This window comes from Paraburkholderia tropica (assembly GCF_014171495.1).
Lineage (GTDB): Bacteria > Pseudomonadota > Gammaproteobacteria > Burkholderiales > Burkholderiaceae > Paraburkholderia > Paraburkholderia tropica.
Genome location: NZ_CP049134.1, coordinates 2946404 through 2962738, shown reverse-complemented (window position 1 = coordinate 2962738; position 16335 = coordinate 2946404). Strand labels below are relative to the sequence as shown.

The 16335-nt window shown below is 59.4% G+C and carries 30 protein-coding genes; all 30 read left to right on the top strand.

What is annotated here, in order from left to right; all coding sequences use genetic code 11:
- Nucleotides 1-41: 41 nt before the first annotated feature.
- The 30 genes from tuf to rplQ all read left to right on the top strand — a co-directional run bounded on the left by tuf (nucleotide 42) and on the right by rplQ (nucleotide 16093).
- Nucleotides 42-1232 (top strand): elongation factor Tu, encoded by a 1191-nt coding sequence (gene tuf, locus G5S35_RS13435; protein ID WP_011350666.1) that lies wholly within the window; start codon nucleotides 42-44, stop codon nucleotides 1230-1232.
- A gap of 137 nt (nucleotides 1233-1369) precedes the next feature.
- Nucleotides 1370-1681, top strand: coding sequence for a 30S ribosomal protein S10 (rpsJ, locus tag G5S35_RS13430; RefSeq protein ID WP_017777154.1), 312 nt, complete (start codon nucleotides 1370-1372; stop codon nucleotides 1679-1681).
- 199 nt (nucleotides 1682-1880) lie between these two features.
- Entirely contained in the window at nucleotides 1881-2540 is a 660-nt protein-coding gene (gene rplC, locus G5S35_RS13425; RefSeq protein ID WP_065062826.1) for a 50S ribosomal protein L3, read from the top strand.
- Nucleotides 2540-3160: a 50S ribosomal protein L4 gene (gene rplD, locus G5S35_RS13420; protein WP_065062797.1), complete on the top strand. Its 621-nt coding sequence runs from the start codon at nucleotides 2540-2542 to the stop codon at nucleotides 3158-3160. Before rplC ends, rplD begins: the two co-directional genes overlap by 1 nt.
- Nucleotides 3157-3471 (top strand): 50S ribosomal protein L23, encoded by a 315-nt coding sequence (gene rplW / locus G5S35_RS13415; RefSeq protein ID WP_065062794.1) that lies wholly within the window; start codon nucleotides 3157-3159, stop codon nucleotides 3469-3471. The genes rplD and rplW overlap by 4 nt, the downstream gene beginning before the upstream one ends.
- 2 nt (nucleotides 3472-3473) lie before the next feature.
- A complete protein-coding gene (gene rplB, locus G5S35_RS13410; RefSeq protein WP_065062792.1) occupies nucleotides 3474-4301 on the top strand; it encodes a 50S ribosomal protein L2 in 828 nt (275 codons plus the stop codon).
- A gap of 10 nt (nucleotides 4302-4311) precedes the next feature.
- Entirely contained in the window at nucleotides 4312-4587 is a 276-nt protein-coding gene (rpsS, locus tag G5S35_RS13405) for a 30S ribosomal protein S19 (RefSeq protein ID WP_027797286.1), read from the top strand.
- 12 nt (nucleotides 4588-4599) lie between these two features.
- Nucleotides 4600-4929: a 50S ribosomal protein L22 gene (gene rplV, locus G5S35_RS13400; protein WP_004199272.1), complete on the top strand. Its 330-nt coding sequence runs from the start codon at nucleotides 4600-4602 to the stop codon at nucleotides 4927-4929.
- Nucleotides 4930-4940: 11 nt separating this feature from the next.
- On the top strand, nucleotides 4941-5735 hold the full coding sequence (gene rpsC, locus G5S35_RS13395) for a 30S ribosomal protein S3 (protein ID WP_028213348.1): 795 nt from the start codon (nucleotides 4941-4943) through the stop codon (nucleotides 5733-5735).
- A 2-nt stretch (nucleotides 5736-5737) separates the two neighbouring features.
- A complete protein-coding gene (gene rplP, locus G5S35_RS13390; RefSeq protein WP_027797288.1) occupies nucleotides 5738-6154 on the top strand; it encodes a 50S ribosomal protein L16 in 417 nt (138 codons plus the stop codon).
- Between the two features lie 10 nt (nucleotides 6155-6164).
- Nucleotides 6165-6359 (top strand): 50S ribosomal protein L29, encoded by a 195-nt coding sequence (gene rpmC, locus G5S35_RS13385; protein ID WP_027819350.1) that lies wholly within the window; start codon nucleotides 6165-6167, stop codon nucleotides 6357-6359.
- The gene (gene rpsQ / locus G5S35_RS13380) at nucleotides 6356-6628 is read left to right on the top strand and encodes a 30S ribosomal protein S17 (RefSeq protein WP_065062790.1); all 273 of its coding nucleotides are present in this window, start codon (nucleotides 6356-6358) and stop codon (nucleotides 6626-6628) included. Before rpmC ends, rpsQ begins: the two co-directional genes overlap by 4 nt.
- A gap of 358 nt (nucleotides 6629-6986) precedes the next feature.
- Nucleotides 6987-7355: a 50S ribosomal protein L14 gene (rplN, locus tag G5S35_RS13375; protein WP_006998478.1), complete on the top strand. Its 369-nt coding sequence runs from the start codon at nucleotides 6987-6989 to the stop codon at nucleotides 7353-7355.
- A gap of 9 nt (nucleotides 7356-7364) precedes the next feature.
- On the top strand, nucleotides 7365-7673 hold the full coding sequence (gene rplX, locus G5S35_RS13370) for a 50S ribosomal protein L24 (protein ID WP_065062788.1): 309 nt from the start codon (nucleotides 7365-7367) through the stop codon (nucleotides 7671-7673).
- Nucleotides 7674-7689: 16 nt separating this feature from the next.
- A complete protein-coding gene (rplE, locus tag G5S35_RS13365; protein WP_065062786.1) occupies nucleotides 7690-8229 on the top strand; it encodes a 50S ribosomal protein L5 in 540 nt (179 codons plus the stop codon).
- Between the two features lie 7 nt (nucleotides 8230-8236).
- A complete protein-coding gene (gene rpsN, locus G5S35_RS13360) occupies nucleotides 8237-8542 on the top strand; it encodes a 30S ribosomal protein S14 (RefSeq protein ID WP_027819346.1) in 306 nt (101 codons plus the stop codon).
- Nucleotides 8543-8556: 14 nt separating this feature from the next.
- On the top strand, nucleotides 8557-8952 hold the full coding sequence (gene rpsH, locus G5S35_RS13355; RefSeq protein ID WP_027819345.1) for a 30S ribosomal protein S8: 396 nt from the start codon (nucleotides 8557-8559) through the stop codon (nucleotides 8950-8952).
- Between the two features lie 18 nt (nucleotides 8953-8970).
- Nucleotides 8971-9501, top strand: a complete 531-nt coding sequence (gene rplF / locus G5S35_RS13350; protein WP_065062784.1) for a 50S ribosomal protein L6 — start codon at nucleotides 8971-8973, stop codon at nucleotides 9499-9501.
- 12 nt (nucleotides 9502-9513) lie between these two features.
- The gene (gene rplR, locus G5S35_RS13345; RefSeq protein ID WP_027819343.1) at nucleotides 9514-9879 is read left to right on the top strand and encodes a 50S ribosomal protein L18; all 366 of its coding nucleotides are present in this window, start codon (nucleotides 9514-9516) and stop codon (nucleotides 9877-9879) included.
- A gap of 14 nt (nucleotides 9880-9893) precedes the next feature.
- A complete protein-coding gene (gene rpsE, locus G5S35_RS13340; RefSeq protein ID WP_027819342.1) occupies nucleotides 9894-10412 on the top strand; it encodes a 30S ribosomal protein S5 in 519 nt (172 codons plus the stop codon).
- 11 nt (nucleotides 10413-10423) lie between these two features.
- Nucleotides 10424-10606, top strand: a complete 183-nt coding sequence (gene rpmD, locus G5S35_RS13335; protein WP_010106952.1) for a 50S ribosomal protein L30 — start codon at nucleotides 10424-10426, stop codon at nucleotides 10604-10606.
- A gap of 29 nt (nucleotides 10607-10635) precedes the next feature.
- Nucleotides 10636-11070: a 50S ribosomal protein L15 gene (gene rplO, locus G5S35_RS13330; RefSeq protein WP_183038375.1), complete on the top strand. Its 435-nt coding sequence runs from the start codon at nucleotides 10636-10638 to the stop codon at nucleotides 11068-11070.
- 59 nt (nucleotides 11071-11129) lie between these two features.
- Nucleotides 11130-12476: a preprotein translocase subunit SecY gene (secY, locus tag G5S35_RS13325; protein WP_065062782.1), complete on the top strand. Its 1347-nt coding sequence runs from the start codon at nucleotides 11130-11132 to the stop codon at nucleotides 12474-12476.
- Nucleotides 12477-12483: 7 nt separating this feature from the next.
- Entirely contained in the window at nucleotides 12484-12702 is a 219-nt protein-coding gene (gene infA / locus G5S35_RS13320) for a translation initiation factor IF-1 (RefSeq protein ID WP_004521905.1), read from the top strand.
- A 20-nt stretch (nucleotides 12703-12722) separates the two neighbouring features.
- Nucleotides 12723-12839: a 50S ribosomal protein L36 gene (rpmJ, locus tag G5S35_RS13315; protein WP_027797300.1), complete on the top strand. Its 117-nt coding sequence runs from the start codon at nucleotides 12723-12725 to the stop codon at nucleotides 12837-12839.
- Nucleotides 12840-12881: 42 nt separating this feature from the next.
- Complete coding sequence (gene rpsM / locus G5S35_RS13310) at nucleotides 12882-13247, top strand: 30S ribosomal protein S13 (protein ID WP_065062780.1); 366 nt, start codon at nucleotides 12882-12884, stop codon at nucleotides 13245-13247.
- Nucleotides 13248-13275: 28 nt separating this feature from the next.
- Entirely contained in the window at nucleotides 13276-13680 is a 405-nt protein-coding gene (gene rpsK, locus G5S35_RS13305; RefSeq protein ID WP_006052224.1) for a 30S ribosomal protein S11, read from the top strand.
- A 165-nt stretch (nucleotides 13681-13845) separates the two neighbouring features.
- Entirely contained in the window at nucleotides 13846-14469 is a 624-nt protein-coding gene (rpsD, locus tag G5S35_RS13300; protein WP_065062778.1) for a 30S ribosomal protein S4, read from the top strand.
- A 124-nt stretch (nucleotides 14470-14593) separates the two neighbouring features.
- Nucleotides 14594-15571 (top strand): DNA-directed RNA polymerase subunit alpha, encoded by a 978-nt coding sequence (locus tag G5S35_RS13295; protein WP_027819335.1) that lies wholly within the window; start codon nucleotides 14594-14596, stop codon nucleotides 15569-15571.
- 129 nt (nucleotides 15572-15700) lie between these two features.
- Nucleotides 15701-16093, top strand: coding sequence for a 50S ribosomal protein L17 (gene rplQ / locus G5S35_RS13290; protein WP_027819334.1), 393 nt, complete (start codon nucleotides 15701-15703; stop codon nucleotides 16091-16093).
- Nucleotides 16094-16335: the final 242 nt, after the last annotated feature.

Genomic DNA, 16335 nt, shown 5'->3' with positions numbered 1-16335 from the left:
GCGCAGTCACCGATTCACCACTTTTTTGAAAGAAGAGAAACATGGCAAAAGGTAAATTCGAACGGACCAAGCCGCACGTGAACGTGGGCACGATCGGTCACGTTGACCACGGCAAGACCACGCTGACGGCAGCTATCACGACGGTTCTGACCAAGAAGTTCGGTGGCGAAGCCAAGGCGTACGACCAGATCGACGCGGCACCGGAAGAAAAGGCACGTGGTATTACCATCAACACCGCGCACGTCGAGTACGAAACGGCTAACCGCCACTACGCACACGTCGACTGCCCGGGCCACGCTGACTATGTGAAGAACATGATCACGGGCGCGGCACAGATGGACGGCGCGATCCTGGTTTGCTCGGCTGCTGACGGCCCGATGCCGCAAACGCGTGAGCACATCCTGCTGGCACGTCAGGTTGGCGTTCCGTACATCATCGTCTTCCTGAACAAGTGCGACATGGTCGACGACGCCGAGCTGCTCGAGCTGGTCGAAATGGAAGTGCGCGAACTTCTGTCGAAGTACGACTTCCCGGGCGACGACACGCCGATCGTCAAGGGTTCGGCCAAGCTGGCGCTGGAAGGCGACACGGGCGAGCTGGGTGAAGTGGCGATCATGAGCCTGGCCGACGCGCTGGACACGTACATCCCGACGCCGGAGCGTGCAGTTGACGGCGCGTTCCTGATGCCGGTGGAAGACGTGTTCTCGATCTCGGGTCGTGGCACGGTGGTGACGGGTCGCGTTGAGCGCGGCATCGTCAAGGTCGGCGAAGAAATCGAAATCGTCGGTATCAAGCCGACGGTGAAGACGACCTGCACGGGCGTGGAAATGTTCCGCAAGCTGCTCGATCAAGGTCAGGCAGGCGACAACGTCGGTATCCTGCTGCGCGGCACGAAGCGTGAAGACGTCGAGCGCGGCCAGGTTCTGGCCAAGCCGGGTTCGATCACGCCGCACACGCACTTCACGGCTGAAGTGTACGTGCTGAGCAAGGACGAAGGCGGCCGTCACACGCCGTTCTTCAACAACTACCGTCCGCAGTTCTACTTCCGTACGACGGACGTGACGGGCTCGATCGAGCTGCCGAAGGACAAGGAAATGGTCATGCCGGGCGACAACGTGTCGATCACGGTGAAGCTGATCGCTCCGATCGCGATGGAAGAAGGTCTGCGCTTCGCAATCCGCGAAGGTGGCCGTACCGTCGGCGCTGGCGTCGTCGCAAAGATCATCGAGTAATTCGAGTACAATACTCGGCTTGCTTGAGTAGTTGATGCACCCTGGGTCCGTCCCGCGGCGTCTTGTCGCGGGGCGGACCTACGCTCTTTATATTGTCTGGCGGCGCAAGTCCGCCTCGCTCTTTTTAAGGAATTGTCATGCAGAACCAAAAAATCCGTATCCGCCTGAAAGCATTCGACTATCGCCTGATCGACCAGTCGGCTGCTGAAATCGTCGATACGGCGAAGCGCACGGGCGCAATCGTCCGCGGTCCGGTGCCGCTGCCGACGCGTATCCAGCGTTTCGACATCCTGCGTTCGCCGCACGTCAACAAGACGTCGCGCGACCAGCTCGAAATCCGTACCCACCTGCGCCTGATGGACATCGTCGACCCGACGGACAAGACCGTCGACGCGCTGATGAAGCTGGACCTCCCGGCTGGTGTGGACGTCGAAATCAAGCTGCAGTAAGAGTCTCGAGCGCGGCCAGGATGACCTGATCGCGCTAAGTCTTTGATTGCTTGCGGAAATCGTGAGAGGACGTTATACTTGACGTCTTTTCGCGCATTCGCGCAAAAAAATCGGTGTGTCTTGCGGGCCTTTACCCCGGAAACGTGCCGGTACTTTGTAAATTAGCCCCGACCAATCGCAGTCGGGAATGGAGAAAACGATGAGCCTTGGACTCGTAGGTCGCAAGGTTGGCATGACCCGTATCTTCACGGCCGAAGGGGATTCGATTCCCGTGACCGTGCTGGACGTGTCCGACAACCGCGTGACGCAGATCAAGACTGTTGAAACCGACGGCTACACGGCCGTGCAGGTTGCGTTCGGTACGCGCCGCGCTTCGCGCGTGACGAAGCCGATCGCAGGTCATCTCGCCAAAGCCGGTGTTCAAGCCGGTGAAATCCTCAAGGAATTCCAGATCGACGCCGCCAAGGCTGCCGAGCTGTCGAATGGCGCCGTGATCGGTGTGGATCTCTTCTCGGAAGGCCAGAAGGTCGACGTGCAAGGCACCTCGATCGGTAAGGGCTACGCCGGTACCATCAAGCGTTACAACTTTGCTTCGGGTCGTGCTTCGCACGGTAACTCGCGCTCGCACAATGTGCCGGGCTCGATCGGTATGGCGCAGGATCCGGGTCGTGTTTTCCCGGGTAAGCGCATGACCGGTCACATGGGTGACGAAACCGTGACGGTGCAAAACCTCGAAATCGCCCGTATCGACGCAGAGCGTAGCCTGCTGTTGGTCAAGGGTGCCGTTCCTGGTGCAAAGGGCGGCAAGGTTTTCGTGACGCCGGCTGTCAAGGCACGCGTCAAGAAAGGAGCGCAATAATGGAACTGAAGCTCCTGAACGCTAATGGTCAGGAAGGCGCAGCAGTTAACGCGTCGGACGTCGTGTTCGGCCGTGACTACAACGAAGCGCTGATCCATCAGATCGTTGTCGCCTATCAGGCGAACGCGCGCAGCGGTAACCGCGCGCAGAAGGACCGTGAGCAGGTCAAGCACACCACCAAGAAGCCGTGGCGTCAGAAGGGTACGGGCCGCGCTCGTGCCGGTATGTCGTCGAGCCCGTTGTGGCGTGGCGGTGGTCGCATCTTCCCGAATTCGCCGGAAGAAAACTTCGCTCACAAGGTCAACAAGAAGATGCATCGCGCAGGCCTCTGCTCGATCTTCTCGCAGCTGGCCCGTGAAGGCCGCATCTCGGTCGTCGAAGAGCTGTCGCTCGAAGCGCCGAAGACGAAGCTGCTGGCCGAAAAGTTCAAGGCCATGGGTCTCGAATCCGTGCTGGTCATTACCGACACGGTCGACGAGAACCTGTTTCTCGCGTCGCGCAACCTGCCCCACGTGGCAGTCGTTGAGCCGCGTTTTGCCGACCCCCTCTCGCTGATCTACTTCAAGAAGATCCTGATCACGAAGGCAGCGGTCGCCCAGATCGAGGAGTTGCTGTCATGAGCGAGATTCGCAAGAACGATCATCGTTTGATGCAGGTCCTGCTCGCGCCGGTGATCTCCGAAAAGGCGACGCTGGTGGCGGAGAAGAACGAACAAGTCGTCTTCGAAGTCGCCCCGGATGCGACGAAGCAGGAAGTCAAGGCTGCTGTCGAGCTGATGTTCAAGGTGGAAGTCGACTCCGTCAACGTGCTGGTCCAGAAGGGTAAAGCCAAGCGCTTTGGCCGCTTCAACGGCAAGCGCAAGGACGTGAAGAAGGCGTACGTCTGCCTGAAGCCCGGCCAGGAAATCAACTTTGAAGCGGAGGCCAAGTAATCATGGCAATCGTGAAAGTTAAGCCGACTTCGCCGGGTCGCCGCGCGATGGTCAAGATCGTCAACAAGGATCTGCACACGGGCAAGCCGTTCGCGGCGCTGCTCGACACGCAATCCAAGACGGCTGGCCGTAACAACAATGGTCGTATCACGACCCGTCACAAGGGTGGTGGTCACAAGCAGCACTACCGTGTGATCGACTTCCGTCGTACGAAGGACGGCATTCCGGCAAAGATCGAACGCCTGGAATACGACCCGAACCGTAGCGCGAACATCGCGCTGGTTCTGTACGCAGACGGTGAGCGTCGCTACATCATCGCCCCGAAGGGCGCGGTGGTTGGCCAGCCGCTGATGTCGGGTTCGGAAGCGCCGATCAAGTCGGGTAACGCTCTGCCGATCCGCAACATCCCGGTCGGTACGACGATCCACTGCATCGAAATGCTGCCGGGCAAGGGCGCGCAGATCGCGCGTTCGGCTGGTACGTCGGCAATGCTGCTGGCACGCGAAGGCGTCTACGCGCAGGTTCGTCTGCGTTCGGGCGAAATCCGCCGCGTCCACGTTGAGTGCCGCGCAACGATCGGTGAAGTGGGCAACGAAGAACACAGCCTCCGTCAAATCGGTAAGGCTGGTGCGAACCGCTGGCGCGGCATCCGCCCGACGGTCCGCGGCGTTGCAATGAACCCGGTTGACCACCCGCACGGTGGTGGTGAAGGCAAGACTGCTGCTGGTCGCGATCCGGTTAGCCCGTGGGGCACGCCGGCTAAGGGCTACCGCACCCGCAGCAACAAGCGCACGACGAGCATGATCGTCCAGCGCCGTCACAAGCGCTAAGGAGTAGGCAATGGCACGTTCTATTAAGAAAGGTCCGTTCTGCGACGCCCATTTGCTGAAGAAGGTTGAGGCGGCTGCAGCTACGCGCGACAAGAAACCGATCAAGACCTGGTCGCGTCGTTCGACGATCCTGCCGGACTTCATCGGCCTGACGATCGCCGTGCATAACGGCCGTCAACACGTTCCGGTGTATGTCACGGAAAACATGGTCGGCCACAAGCTTGGCGAGTTCGCACTGACCCGTACGTTCAAGGGTCACGCGGCCGACAAGAAGGCCAAGAAATAAGGGGCAATCAAGATGGAAGTGAAGGCAATTCATCGCGGTGCCCGCATCTCGGCGCAGAAGACGCGTCTTGTGGCTGACCAGATCCGCGGTCTGCCGGTTGACAAGGCACTGAACGTTCTGACGTTCTCGCCGAAGAAAGCGGCTGGCATCGTGAAAAAGGTTGTGCTCTCGGCGATCGCAAACGCGGAACACAACGAAGGCGCGGACATCGACGAGCTCAAGATCAAGAGCATCTACGTCGACAAGGCGGCTTCGCTGAAGCGTTTCACCGCGCGCGCCAAGGGCCGCGGCAACCGCATCGAGAAGCAATCCTGTCACATCACTGTGACGGTCGGGAATTAAGGAGCCATACGATGGGACAGAAAATTCATCCGACTGGCTTCCGTTTGGCCGTCAGCCGCAATTGGGCTTCGCGTTGGTACGCGAACAACAACAATTTCGCGGCGATGTTGAAGGAAGACATCGGTGTTCGTGAATACCTGAAGAAGAAGCTGAAGAACGCTTCGGTGGGCCGTGTTGTGATCGAGCGTCCGGCTAAGAACGCTCGCATCACGATTTACAGCTCGCGCCCGGGTGTGGTGATCGGCAAGAAGGGCGAGGACATCGAACTCCTCAAGGCCGAACTCCAGAAGCGCATGGGCGTTCCGGTTCATGTGAACATCGAAGAAATCCGCAAGCCGGAAACCGACGCGCAGCTGATCGCCGACTCGATCACGCAGCAGCTCGAGCGCCGCATCATGTTCCGTCGCGCAATGAAGCGCGCGATGCAGAACGCGATGCGTCTGGGTGCCCAGGGCATCAAGATCATGAGCGCCGGCCGTCTGAACGGTATCGAAATCGCACGTACCGAGTGGTACCGCGAAGGTCGAGTGCCGCTTCACACGCTGCGTGCTGACATCGACTACGCAACCTCGGAAGCGAAGACGACGTACGGCATCATCGGCGTGAAGGTTTGGGTCTACAAGGGCGACACGCTCGGCCGCAACGACGCACCGGTGGTGGAAGAAGTCGCCGAAGAAAAGCGTCCGCGCCGCAACGCGCGCCCGGGCGATCGTCGTCCGCGCCGTGATGGCGAAGGTGCACCGGGCGCACGCCGTGGCGCACCGCGCCGTGGCGCTGCCGGCGGTGACGGCAAGAGTGGAGAATAACGATGCTGCAACCGAAACGCAGGAAGTATCGCAAAGAGCAGAAGGGTCGTAACACCGGCGTCGCAACGCGCGGCAACGCAGTTTCGTTCGGTGAATACGGTCTGAAGGCTATCGGTCGTGGTCGCCTGACCGCACGTCAGATTGAAGCGGCGCGTCGTGCAATGACGCGTCACATCAAGCGTGGCGGCCGCATCTGGATCCGTATCTTCCCGGACAAGCCGATCTCGCAAAAGCCGGCGGAAGTGCGTATGGGTAACGGTAAGGGTAACCCTGAGTACTACGTCGCAGAGATTCAACCGGGCAAGATGCTGTACGAAATGGATGGTGTGTCCGAAGAACTGGCTCGTGAAGCGTTCCGTCTGGCTGCAGCGAAGCTGCCGCTGAAGACGGTCTTCATGGTTCGCCAGCTCGGCGCCTAAGGAGTTAATGATGAAGGCATCTGAACTTCTTCAGAAAGACAAGGCCGCGCTCGATCAAGAGCTGTCGGACCTCTTGAAGGCGCAATTCGGCCTGCGCATGCAACTCGCGACCCAGCAGCTCACGAACACGAGCCAGCTGAAGAAGGTTCGTCGCGACATCGCACGTGTGCGGACCGTCCTGACTCAGAAGGCGAACCAGAAATGAACGAAAGCGTGAAAACCTCGCTTAAGCGGACGCTGGTCGGCAAGGTCGTCAGCAACAAGATGGACAAGACGGTCACCGTCCTGGTCGAGCGCCGCGTCAAGCACCCGATCTACGGCAAGTACGTCGTGCAGTCGAAGAAGTACCACGCTCACGACGAATCGAACACGTACAACGAGGGTGACCTCGTTGAAATCCAGGAGACCCGTCCGCTGTCGAAGACGAAGGCCTGGACCGTGTCGAAGCTTGTAGAAGCAGCACGCGTCATCTAAAACGCCCGTTTCAGATGATGAAACATCCCGGGGATCTCTCCCCGGGATGTAGAAGTAGTTGAAATCGCAGAAGATTTCGCTTGCTAGGCCAAGATTATCGAGTTATAGTCTTGGTCTTCCCTCTTTATGGGTTCGCTGTTGGCAAAGCAGCGAGTAAACGTAAAAGGGGAAGCAAAATCCGGGCGCCAGTCCGGGTTAGCAAGATTCACCGGAATGCGATGGCCGGTTTCGTTTGCCGTCGCTGCTGTTCATACCCAAGCAGCTGAGCGGTCGTTCTAGTGGCGGCGCGGCTGACGGGACCAAGACTGACCGGATGTGCCATGGTGGCGCGACCGGATTAAGTTGGGATAGATAAACCATGATCCAGACCGAAACTCGGCTTGAAGTAGCCGACAACACGGGTGCGCGTGAAGTCATGTGCATCAAGGTGCTCGGCGGCTCGAAGCGTCGTTATGCCAGCATTGGCGACATCATCAAGGTGACCGTCAAGGAAGCAACGCCGCGTGGGCGCGTGAAAAAGGGCGAAATCTACAACGCTGTTGTGGTTCGCACCGCGAAGGGCGTGCGCCGTCAAGACGGCTCGCTGATCAAGTTCGATGGCAACGCCGCCGTGCTTTTGAACACCAAGCTTGAGCCGATCGGCACCCGTATTTTCGGGCCGGTTACGCGTGAGCTGCGTAGCGAACGATTCATGAAGATCGTTTCGCTGGCGCCGGAAGTGCTGTAAGGAGTCGCGATGAACAAGATTCGCAAGGGTGACGAAGTTATCGTCGTCACTGGCAAAGACAAGGGCAAGCGCGGCGTCGTGGTAGGTATCGGCGCAGACCGCGTGACCGTCGAAGGCATCAACATCGCGAAGAAGCATGTTAAGCCGAACCCCATGAAGGGTACGACGGGTGGCGTTGAAGCCAAGGCAATGCCGCTGGCTATCTCGAACGTCGCATTGGTCGACGCGAACGGCAAGCCGTCGCGCGTGGGCATCAAGGTCGAAGGGGACAAGAAGGTTCGTTTCCTTAAGACGACCGGTGCTGTTCTGAGCGCCTGACGCTGCGGAGTAAAAAATGGCACGTTTGCAAGAATTTTATAAAGAGAAGGTCGTTCCCGGCCTGATCGAGAAGTTCGGTTACAAGTCGATCATGGAAGTGCCGCGCCTCACCAAGATCACCCTGAACATGGGTGTCGGTGAAGCCGTTGCTGACAAGAAAGTGCTTGAGCACGCCGTGGGCGACCTCACGAAGATCGCCGGTCAAAAGCCTGTCGTGACGAAGTCGCGCAAGGCAATCGCCGGTTTCAAGATCCGTGAAGGCTACCCGATCGGCACGATGGTCACGCTGCGTGGCCAGGCAATGTACGAATTCCTGGACCGTTTCGTGACGGTTGCGCTCCCCCGCGTGCGCGACTTCCGTGGCGTGTCGGGCAAGGCGTTCGATGGCCGTGGTAACTACAACATCGGTGTGAAAGAGCAGATCATTTTCCCCGAAATTGACTACGACAAGATCGACGCGCTGCGTGGGCTGAACATCAGCATCACGACGACCGCGAAGACCGACGAAGAAGCAAAGGCACTGCTCGCCAGCTTCAAGTTCCCGTTCAGAAACTGAGGTTACCGTGGCTAAACTGGCACTGATCGAACGTGAAAAGAAGCGCGCTCGTCTGGCAGCGAAATTTGCGCCGAAGCGCGCAGAGCTGAAGGCGATCATCGACGACCAAAGCAAGTCGGAAGAAGAGCGCTACGCAGCTCGCCTGGAACTGCAACAACTGCCCCGCAACTCGAACCCGACTCGCAAGCGTAACCGCTGCGCGATCACGGGCCGTCCGCGTGGCACGTTCCGCAAATTCGGTCTCGCACGTAACAAGATTCGTGAAATCGCGTTCCGTGGTGAGATCCCTGGCATCACCAAGGCGAGCTGGTAATAGGAGAAACATAAATGAGCATGAGTGATCCTATCGCCGATATGCTGACTCGCATCCGCAATGCGCAGATGGTCGAGAAAGTTTCGGTTGCTATGCCCTCGTCGAAAGTGAAGATTGCGATTGCGCAGGTTCTGAAGGACGAAGGTTATATCGATGACTTCGCGGTGAAAACCGAAGGTGCGAAGTCGGAATTGAACATCGCGTTGAAGTACTACGCTGGCCGTCCCGTTATCGAGCGCATCGAACGCGTCTCGAAGCCGGGTCTGCGCGTGTACCGCGGCCGCAACGACATCCCGCAGGTCATGAATGGCCTCGGCGTTGCGATCGTGTCGACGCCCAAGGGTGTGATGACGGACCGCAAGGCGCGCGCTACTGGCGTCGGCGGCGAAGTTATCTGCTACGTCGCTTAAGGCCTAAGGAGAAGAAACATGTCTCGAGTAGGTAAGAGCCCGGTCGCGCTGCAAGGCGCAGAAGCGACGCTCAGCGACGAGAAGATTACCGTCAAGGGCGCGCTGGGTACGATTTCGCAAGCTGCGAACCGCCTCGTGAAGGTGGTGAACGACAACGGCACGCTCAAGTTCGAGCCGGCCGACGACAGCCGCGAAGCAAACGCGATGTCTGGCACGATGCGCGCGATCGTCGCGAACATGGTGCAAGGCGTGACGAAGGGTTTTGAGCGCAAGCTGACGCTGGTTGGCGTCGGTTACCGTGCTCAAGCGCAAGGCGACAAGCTGAACCTGTCGCTGGGTTTCTCGCACCCGGTGGTGCACCAGATGCCGGAAGGCGTGAAGGCCGAAACCCCGTCGCAAACGGAAATCGTGATCAAGGGGATCGACAAGCAAAAAGTCGGCCAAACCGCAGCCGAAGTGCGCGGTTATCGCCCGCCTGAGCCCTACAAGGGCAAGGGTGTGCGTTACGCCGACGAGGTTGTGATCCTCAAAGAAACGAAGAAGAAGTAAGGGTGCGCAATCATGGATAAGACTCAATCTCGCCTGCGCCGCGCTCGTCAGACGCGTCTCAAGATCGCTGAGCTGCAAGTCGCGCGCCTGGCCGTGCATCGCACGAACACGCACATTTATGCGCAAGTGTTCTCGCCCTGCGGCACCAAGGTGCTGGCCAGCGCGTCGACGCTTGAAGCCGAAGTGCGTGCGCAACTGGCTGACCAGTCGGGCAAGGGTGGCAATGTCGCCGCTGCCTCGCTGATCGGCAAGCGTATCGCAGAAAAGGCTAAGGCCGCCGGCATCGAATCCGTCGCCTTTGACCGCTCGGGTTTCCGCTATCACGGCCGCGTCAAGGCGCTGGCTGATGCTGCGCGCGAAGCCGGGCTCAAGTTCTAAGGAAGGAATTCGTCATGGCAAAGATGCAAGCGAAAGTTCAGGCTGACGAACGCGACGACGGCCTTCGTGAAAAAATGATTTCGGTCAATCGCGTGACCAAGGTCGTGAAGGGTGGCCGTATTCTCGGCTTCGCCGCACTGACCGTGGTTGGCGATGGTGATGGCCGCGTCGGTATGGGCAAGGGCAAGTCGAAAGAAGTGCCCGTCGCTGTCCAGAAGGCGATGGAACAAGCTCGTCGCAACATGTTCAAGGTGCCCCTGAAGAACGGCACCCTGCAACACGAAGTGCACGGCAAGCATGGCGCATCGGTCGTCCTCCTCGCTCCGGCGAAGGCTGGTACGGGCGTGATCGCCGGCGGCCCGATGCGCGCAGTGTTCGACGTGATGGGCGTGCAGAACGTCGTGGCCAAGAGCCACGGTTCGACGAACCCGTACAACCTCGTTCGTGCAACGCTGGACGGTCTGCGCAAGCAGTCGACCCCGGCCGACATCGCGGCGAAGCGCGGCAAGTCCGTCGAAGAAATTCTGGGCTAAGGGTGGGCACCATGTCTGAAAAAACTGTCAAGGTTCAGCTCGTCAAGAGCCTGATTGGGACCCGCGAAACGCACCGTGCCACCGTGCGCGGTCTCGGCCTGCGCCGCCTGAACTCGGTCTCCGAGCTTCAGGACACGCCGGCTGTGCGCGGCATGATCAACAAGGTCTCGTACCTCGTTAAGGTCATCGGCTAAGCGGTCGACCAAGACTCCAGGAGTTGAAAATGGAATTGAATAACCTGAAGCCGGCAGAAGGCGCGAAGCACGCAAAGCGTCGCGTCGGTCGCGGCATCGGCTCCGGCCTCGGCAAGACCGCTGGCCGTGGTCACAAGGGTCAGAAATCGCGTTCGGGCGGCTTCCACAAGGTTGGCTTCGAAGGCGGTCAAATGCCGCTGCAGCGTCGTCTGCCGAAGCGTGGCTTCACCTCGCTGACGAAGGAATTCGTCGGTGAAGTGCGCCTCGCCGACATCGAGAAGCTGCCGGTCGACGAAATCGATCTGCTGGCTCTCAAGCAGGCAGGCCTCATTGGCGAACTGACCCGCAGCGCAAAGATCATCGCTACTGGCGAGATCAAGCGTAAGGTCGTCGTGAAGGGTCTGGGTGCGACGAAGAACGCGCGTGCTGCGATTGAAGCAGCAGGCGGTTCTTTTGCCGAGTGATTGTGAGTGGGGCGTGCGGGTTCGCCCGCCGTCACTAGCATCTGCATCGGAGAAGCTACTTGGCTACTAGCCCGAGTCTCGCAAAAACCGGTCGCAGCGCTCCGAAGTTCGGCGACCTGCGTCGGCGTGCAATGTTCTTGCTGCTGGCGCTGGTCGTTTATCGTATCGGTGCGCACATTCCGGTTCCGGGTATCGACCCTGACCAGCTGGCGAAGCTCTTTCAAAGCCAGTCGGGCGGCATCCTTGGCATGTTCAACATGTTCTCGGGTGGCGCGCTGTCTCGCTTCACGATCTTCGCGCTGGGTGTGATGCCGTATATTTCGGCGTCGATCATCCTGCAGCTGATGGCGATCGTCTCGCCGCAGCTGGAAGCGTTGAAGAAGGAAGGGCAAGCCGGGCAACGCAAGATCACGCAGTACACGCGGATCTTCACGGTGGTGCTGGCGACGTTTCAGGCGTTCGGCATCGCGGTCGCGCTGGAAAACCAGCCTGGCCTCGTGATCGATCCGGGCATGGTGTTTCGCCTGACGACGGTCGTAACGCTCGTGACGGGCACGATGTTCCTGATGTGGCTTGGTGAGCAGATCACGGAACGCGGTCTCGGTAACGGCATTTCGATCATCATCTTCGGCGGGATTGCAGCGGGTTTCCCGAATGCAATCGGCGGTCTGTTTGAACTGGTTCGCACCGGCTCGATGGGCCCCGTCTCGGCGATCATCATCGTGGCACTGATCGCGGCTGTGACGTACCTGGTGGTGTTCATCGAACGCGGCCAGCGCAAGATCCTCGTGAACTATGCGAAGCGTCAGGTCGGTAACAAGATTTACGGCGGGCAGTCGTCCCACCTGCCGCTCAAGCTGAACATGTCGGGCGTGATTCCGCCGATCTTCGCATCGTCGATCATCCTGTTCCCGGCAACGATTCTGAATTGGTTCAGCTCGGGTTCGCGATCCAACTGGTTCGCAGACACGCTGCACAACGTGGCTGAAGCTCTCAAGCCTGGCCAACCGGTGTACGTGTTGCTGTATGCGTTGGCGATCGTCTTCTTCTGCTTCTTCTACACCGCACTGGTGTTCAACAGCAGGGAAACGGCCGACAACCTGAAGAAGAGTGGCGCGTTCGTTCCTGGCATCCGCCCGGGCGATCAGACGGCTCGCTATATCGACCGCATCCTCACGCGTCTGACGCTGGCCGGTGCGATCTATATCGTGTTTGTCTGTCTGCTGCCGGAGTTTCTGGTGCTGCGCTGGAATGTGCCGTTTTATTTTGGTGGCACGTCGCTGCTGATCATTGTCGTCGTCACAATGGACTTCATGGCGCAGGTGCAGTCGTACGTCATGTCGCAACAATACGAATCGCTGCTCAAGAAGGCGAACTTCAAGGGTGGCGGAGTCCCGATGCGCTGAAGGACATATGGCCAAAGACGATGTGATCCAGATGCAAGGTGAGGTCATAGAAAACCTCCCTAACGCCACCTTCCGGGTAAAACTGGAAAACGGCCATGTGGTCCTTGGGCATATTTCCGGGAAGATGCGGATGCACTACATCCGTATTCTTCCTGGCGACAAGGTGACAGTTGAGTTGACGCCTTACGATCTGTCGCGTGCGCGGATCGTGTTCCGGGCGAAGTGATTTAGAAAAAGGGTAATATCATGAAAGTGATGGCATCGGTAAAGCGCATGTGCCGTAACTGCAAAATCATCAAGCGCAACGGCGTCGTTCGCGTGATCTGCAGCACGGACCCGCGCCACAAGCAGCGTCAAGGCTGATCAGCGCGCTTTTTGCTTGCGCTTTTTGTTTGAGGAAAAACAATGGCTCGTATCGCAGGGGTTAACATCCCGAACCACCAGCACACGGAAATCGGCCTGACGGCGATCTTCGGTATCGGCCGCACGCGTTCGCGCAACATCTGCGTCGCTGCTGGTGTCCCGTTTGACAAGAAGGTCAAGGACCTGAACGACGCGGATCTGGAAAAGCTGCGTGATGAAGTGGGCAAGTTTGTCGTCGAAGGCGATCTTCGCCGTGAAACGACGATGAACATCAAGCGCCTGATGGATCTCGGCTGCTACCGCGGCGTGCGCCATCGCAAGGGCCTGCCCCTGCGTGGCCAGCGTACGCGCACCAACGCACGTACGCGCAAGGGTCCGCGCCGCGCAGCACAGTCGCTGAAGAAGTAAGCGGTTCTGACAGTTACAGGAAAACGTAATGGCTAAGGCTTCGAACAACTCCGCGGCGCAACGCGTTCGCAAGAAGGTTAAGAAGAACGTCGCCGAGGGCGTGGTTCACGTTCACGCGTCGTTCAACAACACGATCATCACGATCACCGACCGTCAAGGCAATGCACTCGCCTGGGCAACGTCGGGCGGTCAGGGCTTCAAGGGTTCGCGTAAGTCGACGCCCTTCGCAGCTCAGGTCGCAGCTGAATCGGCTGGCCGTGTTGCAATGGAATACGGCGTCAAGAACCTCGAAGTGCGTATCAAGGGCCCCGGCCCGGGTCGCGAATCGGCGGTGCGCGCGCTGCATGGTCTTGGCATCAAGATCACCGCGATCTCCGACGTGACGCCGGTCCCGCACAACGGCTGCCGTCCGCCGAAGCGCCGTCGTATTTAAGGCGTCGCGCTTGCCGACTGCCTGAGCCGCCGGTAACGGCGTCCCAGGCTCTCGGCGCTATTGAATTGACTAAGCCCACCGTTCGGTCCAAAGGGCCGGACTAGCGCGAGTCGCGGGGTCTCCCCGTTTCAGGCTTCGCGTGATCAATTATCGAAGGAAAGCAACGTGGCACGTTATATCGGCCCGAAGGCCAAGCTGTCCCGCCGTGAAGGCACCGACCTCTTCCTGAAGAGCGCACGCCGCTCGCTCGCCGACAAGTGCAAGCTCGACAGCAAGCCGGGTCAGCACGGCCGCACCTCGGGTGCGCGCACGTCCGACTACGGCACGCAGCTGCGCGAGAAGCAAAAAGTGAAGCGTATCTACGGCGTGCTCGAGCGTCAGTTCCGCCGCTACTTCGCGGAAGCTGATCGTATCAAGGGCAACACCGGCGAAAACCTGCTGCAACTGCTCGAATCGCGTCTCGACAACGTCGTGTACCGCATGGGCTTCGCATCGACCCGCGCTGAAGCGCGTCAGCTCGTGAGCCACAAGGCTCTCACGCTGAACGGCGTCGTCGCGAACATCCCGTCGATGCAAGTGAAGGCAGGCGACGTCGTCGCAATTCGCGAAAAGGCGAAGAAGCAGGCGCGTATCGCTGAAGCCCTCTCGCTGGCAGAGCAAGGCGGCATCGCAGGTTGGGTCGCAGTCGACGCGAAGAAGTTCGAAGGTACGTTCAAGGGCGTGCCGGAGCGCAGCGACATCGCTGGCGACATCAACGAAAGCCTGATCGTCGAATTGTATTCGCGTTAATCGAATTGACGGCCGGGGTAACCTCTGTGCTTCGCGCAGGAGGAAGCCTCGGCTGTTTTTTTCAGGTTGTGGCCATCTCAGCCTTATCGGTGTAACGAGCCGAGGGTATTGAAAAGGAAAACCTATGCAAACCAGTTTGTTGAAACCCAAGATCATCGCTGTGGAATCGCTCGGCGACAACCACGCGAAAGTGGTCATGGAGCCGTTCGAACGCGGTTATGGCCATACCTTGGGTAACGCGCTTCGGCGCGTGCTGCTGTCGTCGATGGTGGGCTACGCGCCGACCGAAGTGACGATCGCAGGCGTCGTGCACGAATACTCGACGCTCGATGGTGTGCAAGAGGATGTGGTCAACCTGCTGTTGAACCTCAAGGGCGTGGTCTTCAAGCTGCATAACCGTGACGAAGTGACGGTTACGCTGCGCAAGGAAGGCGAGGGCGTTGTCACCGCTGGCGACATCGAACTCTCGCACGACTGCGAAGTCATCAACCCGGAACACGTCGTTGCGCATCTGACGAAGGGCGGCAAGCTCGACGTCCAGATCAAGATCGAGAAGGGCCGCGGCTACGTGCCGGGCAACGTGCGCCGTTACGGCGACGAGTCGGCAAAGATCATCGGCCGCATCGTGCTGGACGCTTCGTTCTCGCCGGTTCGCCGCGTGAGCTACGCAGTGGAAAGCGCGCGTGTCGAACAGCGTACCGACCTCGACAAGCTCGTGATGAACATCGAAACCAACGGCGTGATCTCGCCTGAGGAAGCGATCCGCCAGTCGGCGCGCATCCTCGTGGATCAGCTGTCGGTGTTCGCTGCACTGGAAGGCACGGAAACGGCGGCGGAAGCCCCGTCGCGCGCACCGCAGATCGATCCGATCCTGCTGCGTCCGGTGGACGATCTCGAACTCACGGTTCGCTCGGCGAACTGCCTGAAGGCCGAGAACATCTACTACATCGGCGACCTCATCCAGCGTACCGAGAACGAGCTGCTCAAGACCCCGAATCTGGGTCGCAAGTCGCTCAACGAGATCAAGGAAGTGCTCGCTTCGCGCGGTCTCACGCTCGGCATGAAGCTCGAAAACTGGCCGCCGGCTGGTCTCGACAAGTAAGAAGTCTGGCACGGACGCGGATTTTCCTTTAAAATCCGCGTCTTGCCTTTTTCACGTACCGGCCCGTGCTTCACGTTGTTGTGAGGCGATAGAAGAGCTGGACCAAAACTTTGTTTCAAGGAAATTGAAATGCGTCACCGTCATGGTCTGCGGAAACTGAACCGCACGAGCAGCCACCGTCTGGCAATGCTCCGTAACATGTCCAACTCGCTCATCGAGCACGAAGTCATCAAGACGACGCTGCCGAAGGCGAAGGAACTCCGTAAGGTTGTCGAGCCCCTCATCACGCTGGGCAAGAAGCCGTCGCTGGCAAACCGTCGTCTGGCGTTCAACCGCCTGCGCGATCGTGACTCGGTCACGAAGCTGTTCGACGTGCTCGGTCCGCGTTTCGCGAACCGTCCGGGCGGCTACCTGCGTATCCTGAAGTTCGGTTTCCGTGTTGGCGACAACGCACCGATGGCACTGGTCGAACTGCTCGACCGTCCGGAAGTCACGGAAGAGAACATCCAGGAAGCGGAATAAGCTTTCAGTCGCGAGATCCCCGGATCGAGCGGCACGCGAAAAAGCCAGGCCTAGCCTGGCTTTTTTGTTTTGAGCGCGGAATAAACGGCGTGGCGTGACGTTTGCTCCCTGAACGCGCCCTCGCGGCTGCGGTGGGGCGTCGTTGCCGCAGGGCGCACGGACGAAGGCCGACGGCGGCGGTGGTACGATAACGTCCTGCCTCGAGTCCCCGACCTTTCGCCTGCGCATGCAGGCGGTGGTGC

Bases quoted from the DNA above. Each gene is read 5' to 3' on its own strand.
- tuf (WP_011350666.1), top strand. From the start codon at position 42: ATGGCAAAAGGTAAATTCGAACGGACCAAGCCGCACGTGAACGTGGGC.
- rpsJ (WP_017777154.1), top strand. From the start codon at position 1,370: ATGCAGAACCAAAAAATCCGTATCCGCCTGAAAGCATTCGACTATCGC.
- rplC (WP_065062826.1), top strand. From the start codon at position 1,881: ATGAGCCTTGGACTCGTAGGTCGCAAGGTTGGCATGACCCGTATCTTC.
- rplD (WP_065062797.1), top strand. From the start codon at position 2,540: ATGGAACTGAAGCTCCTGAACGCTAATGGTCAGGAAGGCGCAGCAGTT.
- rplW (WP_065062794.1), top strand. From the start codon at position 3,157: ATGAGCGAGATTCGCAAGAACGATCATCGTTTGATGCAGGTCCTGCTC.
- rplB (WP_065062792.1), top strand. From the start codon at position 3,474: ATGGCAATCGTGAAAGTTAAGCCGACTTCGCCGGGTCGCCGCGCGATG.
- rpsS (WP_027797286.1), top strand. From the start codon at position 4,312: ATGGCACGTTCTATTAAGAAAGGTCCGTTCTGCGACGCCCATTTGCTG.
- rplV (WP_004199272.1), top strand. From the start codon at position 4,600: ATGGAAGTGAAGGCAATTCATCGCGGTGCCCGCATCTCGGCGCAGAAG.
- rpsC (WP_028213348.1), top strand. From the start codon at position 4,941: ATGGGACAGAAAATTCATCCGACTGGCTTCCGTTTGGCCGTCAGCCGC.
- rplP (WP_027797288.1), top strand. From the start codon at position 5,738: ATGCTGCAACCGAAACGCAGGAAGTATCGCAAAGAGCAGAAGGGTCGT.
- rpmC (WP_027819350.1), top strand. From the start codon at position 6,165: ATGAAGGCATCTGAACTTCTTCAGAAAGACAAGGCCGCGCTCGATCAA.
- rpsQ (WP_065062790.1), top strand. From the start codon at position 6,356: ATGAACGAAAGCGTGAAAACCTCGCTTAAGCGGACGCTGGTCGGCAAG.
- rplN (WP_006998478.1), top strand. From the start codon at position 6,987: ATGATCCAGACCGAAACTCGGCTTGAAGTAGCCGACAACACGGGTGCG.
- rplX (WP_065062788.1), top strand. From the start codon at position 7,365: ATGAACAAGATTCGCAAGGGTGACGAAGTTATCGTCGTCACTGGCAAA.
- rplE (WP_065062786.1), top strand. From the start codon at position 7,690: ATGGCACGTTTGCAAGAATTTTATAAAGAGAAGGTCGTTCCCGGCCTG.
- rpsH (WP_027819345.1), top strand. From the start codon at position 8,557: ATGAGCATGAGTGATCCTATCGCCGATATGCTGACTCGCATCCGCAAT.
- rplF (WP_065062784.1), top strand. From the start codon at position 8,971: ATGTCTCGAGTAGGTAAGAGCCCGGTCGCGCTGCAAGGCGCAGAAGCG.
- rplR (WP_027819343.1), top strand. From the start codon at position 9,514: ATGGATAAGACTCAATCTCGCCTGCGCCGCGCTCGTCAGACGCGTCTC.
- rpsE (WP_027819342.1), top strand. From the start codon at position 9,894: ATGGCAAAGATGCAAGCGAAAGTTCAGGCTGACGAACGCGACGACGGC.
- rpmD (WP_010106952.1), top strand. From the start codon at position 10,424: ATGTCTGAAAAAACTGTCAAGGTTCAGCTCGTCAAGAGCCTGATTGGG.
- rplO (WP_183038375.1), top strand. From the start codon at position 10,636: ATGGAATTGAATAACCTGAAGCCGGCAGAAGGCGCGAAGCACGCAAAG.
- infA (WP_004521905.1), top strand. From the start codon at position 12,484: ATGGCCAAAGACGATGTGATCCAGATGCAAGGTGAGGTCATAGAAAAC.
- rpmJ (WP_027797300.1), top strand. From the start codon at position 12,723: ATGAAAGTGATGGCATCGGTAAAGCGCATGTGCCGTAACTGCAAAATC.
- rpsM (WP_065062780.1), top strand. From the start codon at position 12,882: ATGGCTCGTATCGCAGGGGTTAACATCCCGAACCACCAGCACACGGAA.
- rpsK (WP_006052224.1), top strand. From the start codon at position 13,276: ATGGCTAAGGCTTCGAACAACTCCGCGGCGCAACGCGTTCGCAAGAAG.
- G5S35_RS13295 (WP_027819335.1), top strand. From the start codon at position 14,594: ATGCAAACCAGTTTGTTGAAACCCAAGATCATCGCTGTGGAATCGCTC.
- rplQ (WP_027819334.1), top strand. From the start codon at position 15,701: ATGCGTCACCGTCATGGTCTGCGGAAACTGAACCGCACGAGCAGCCAC.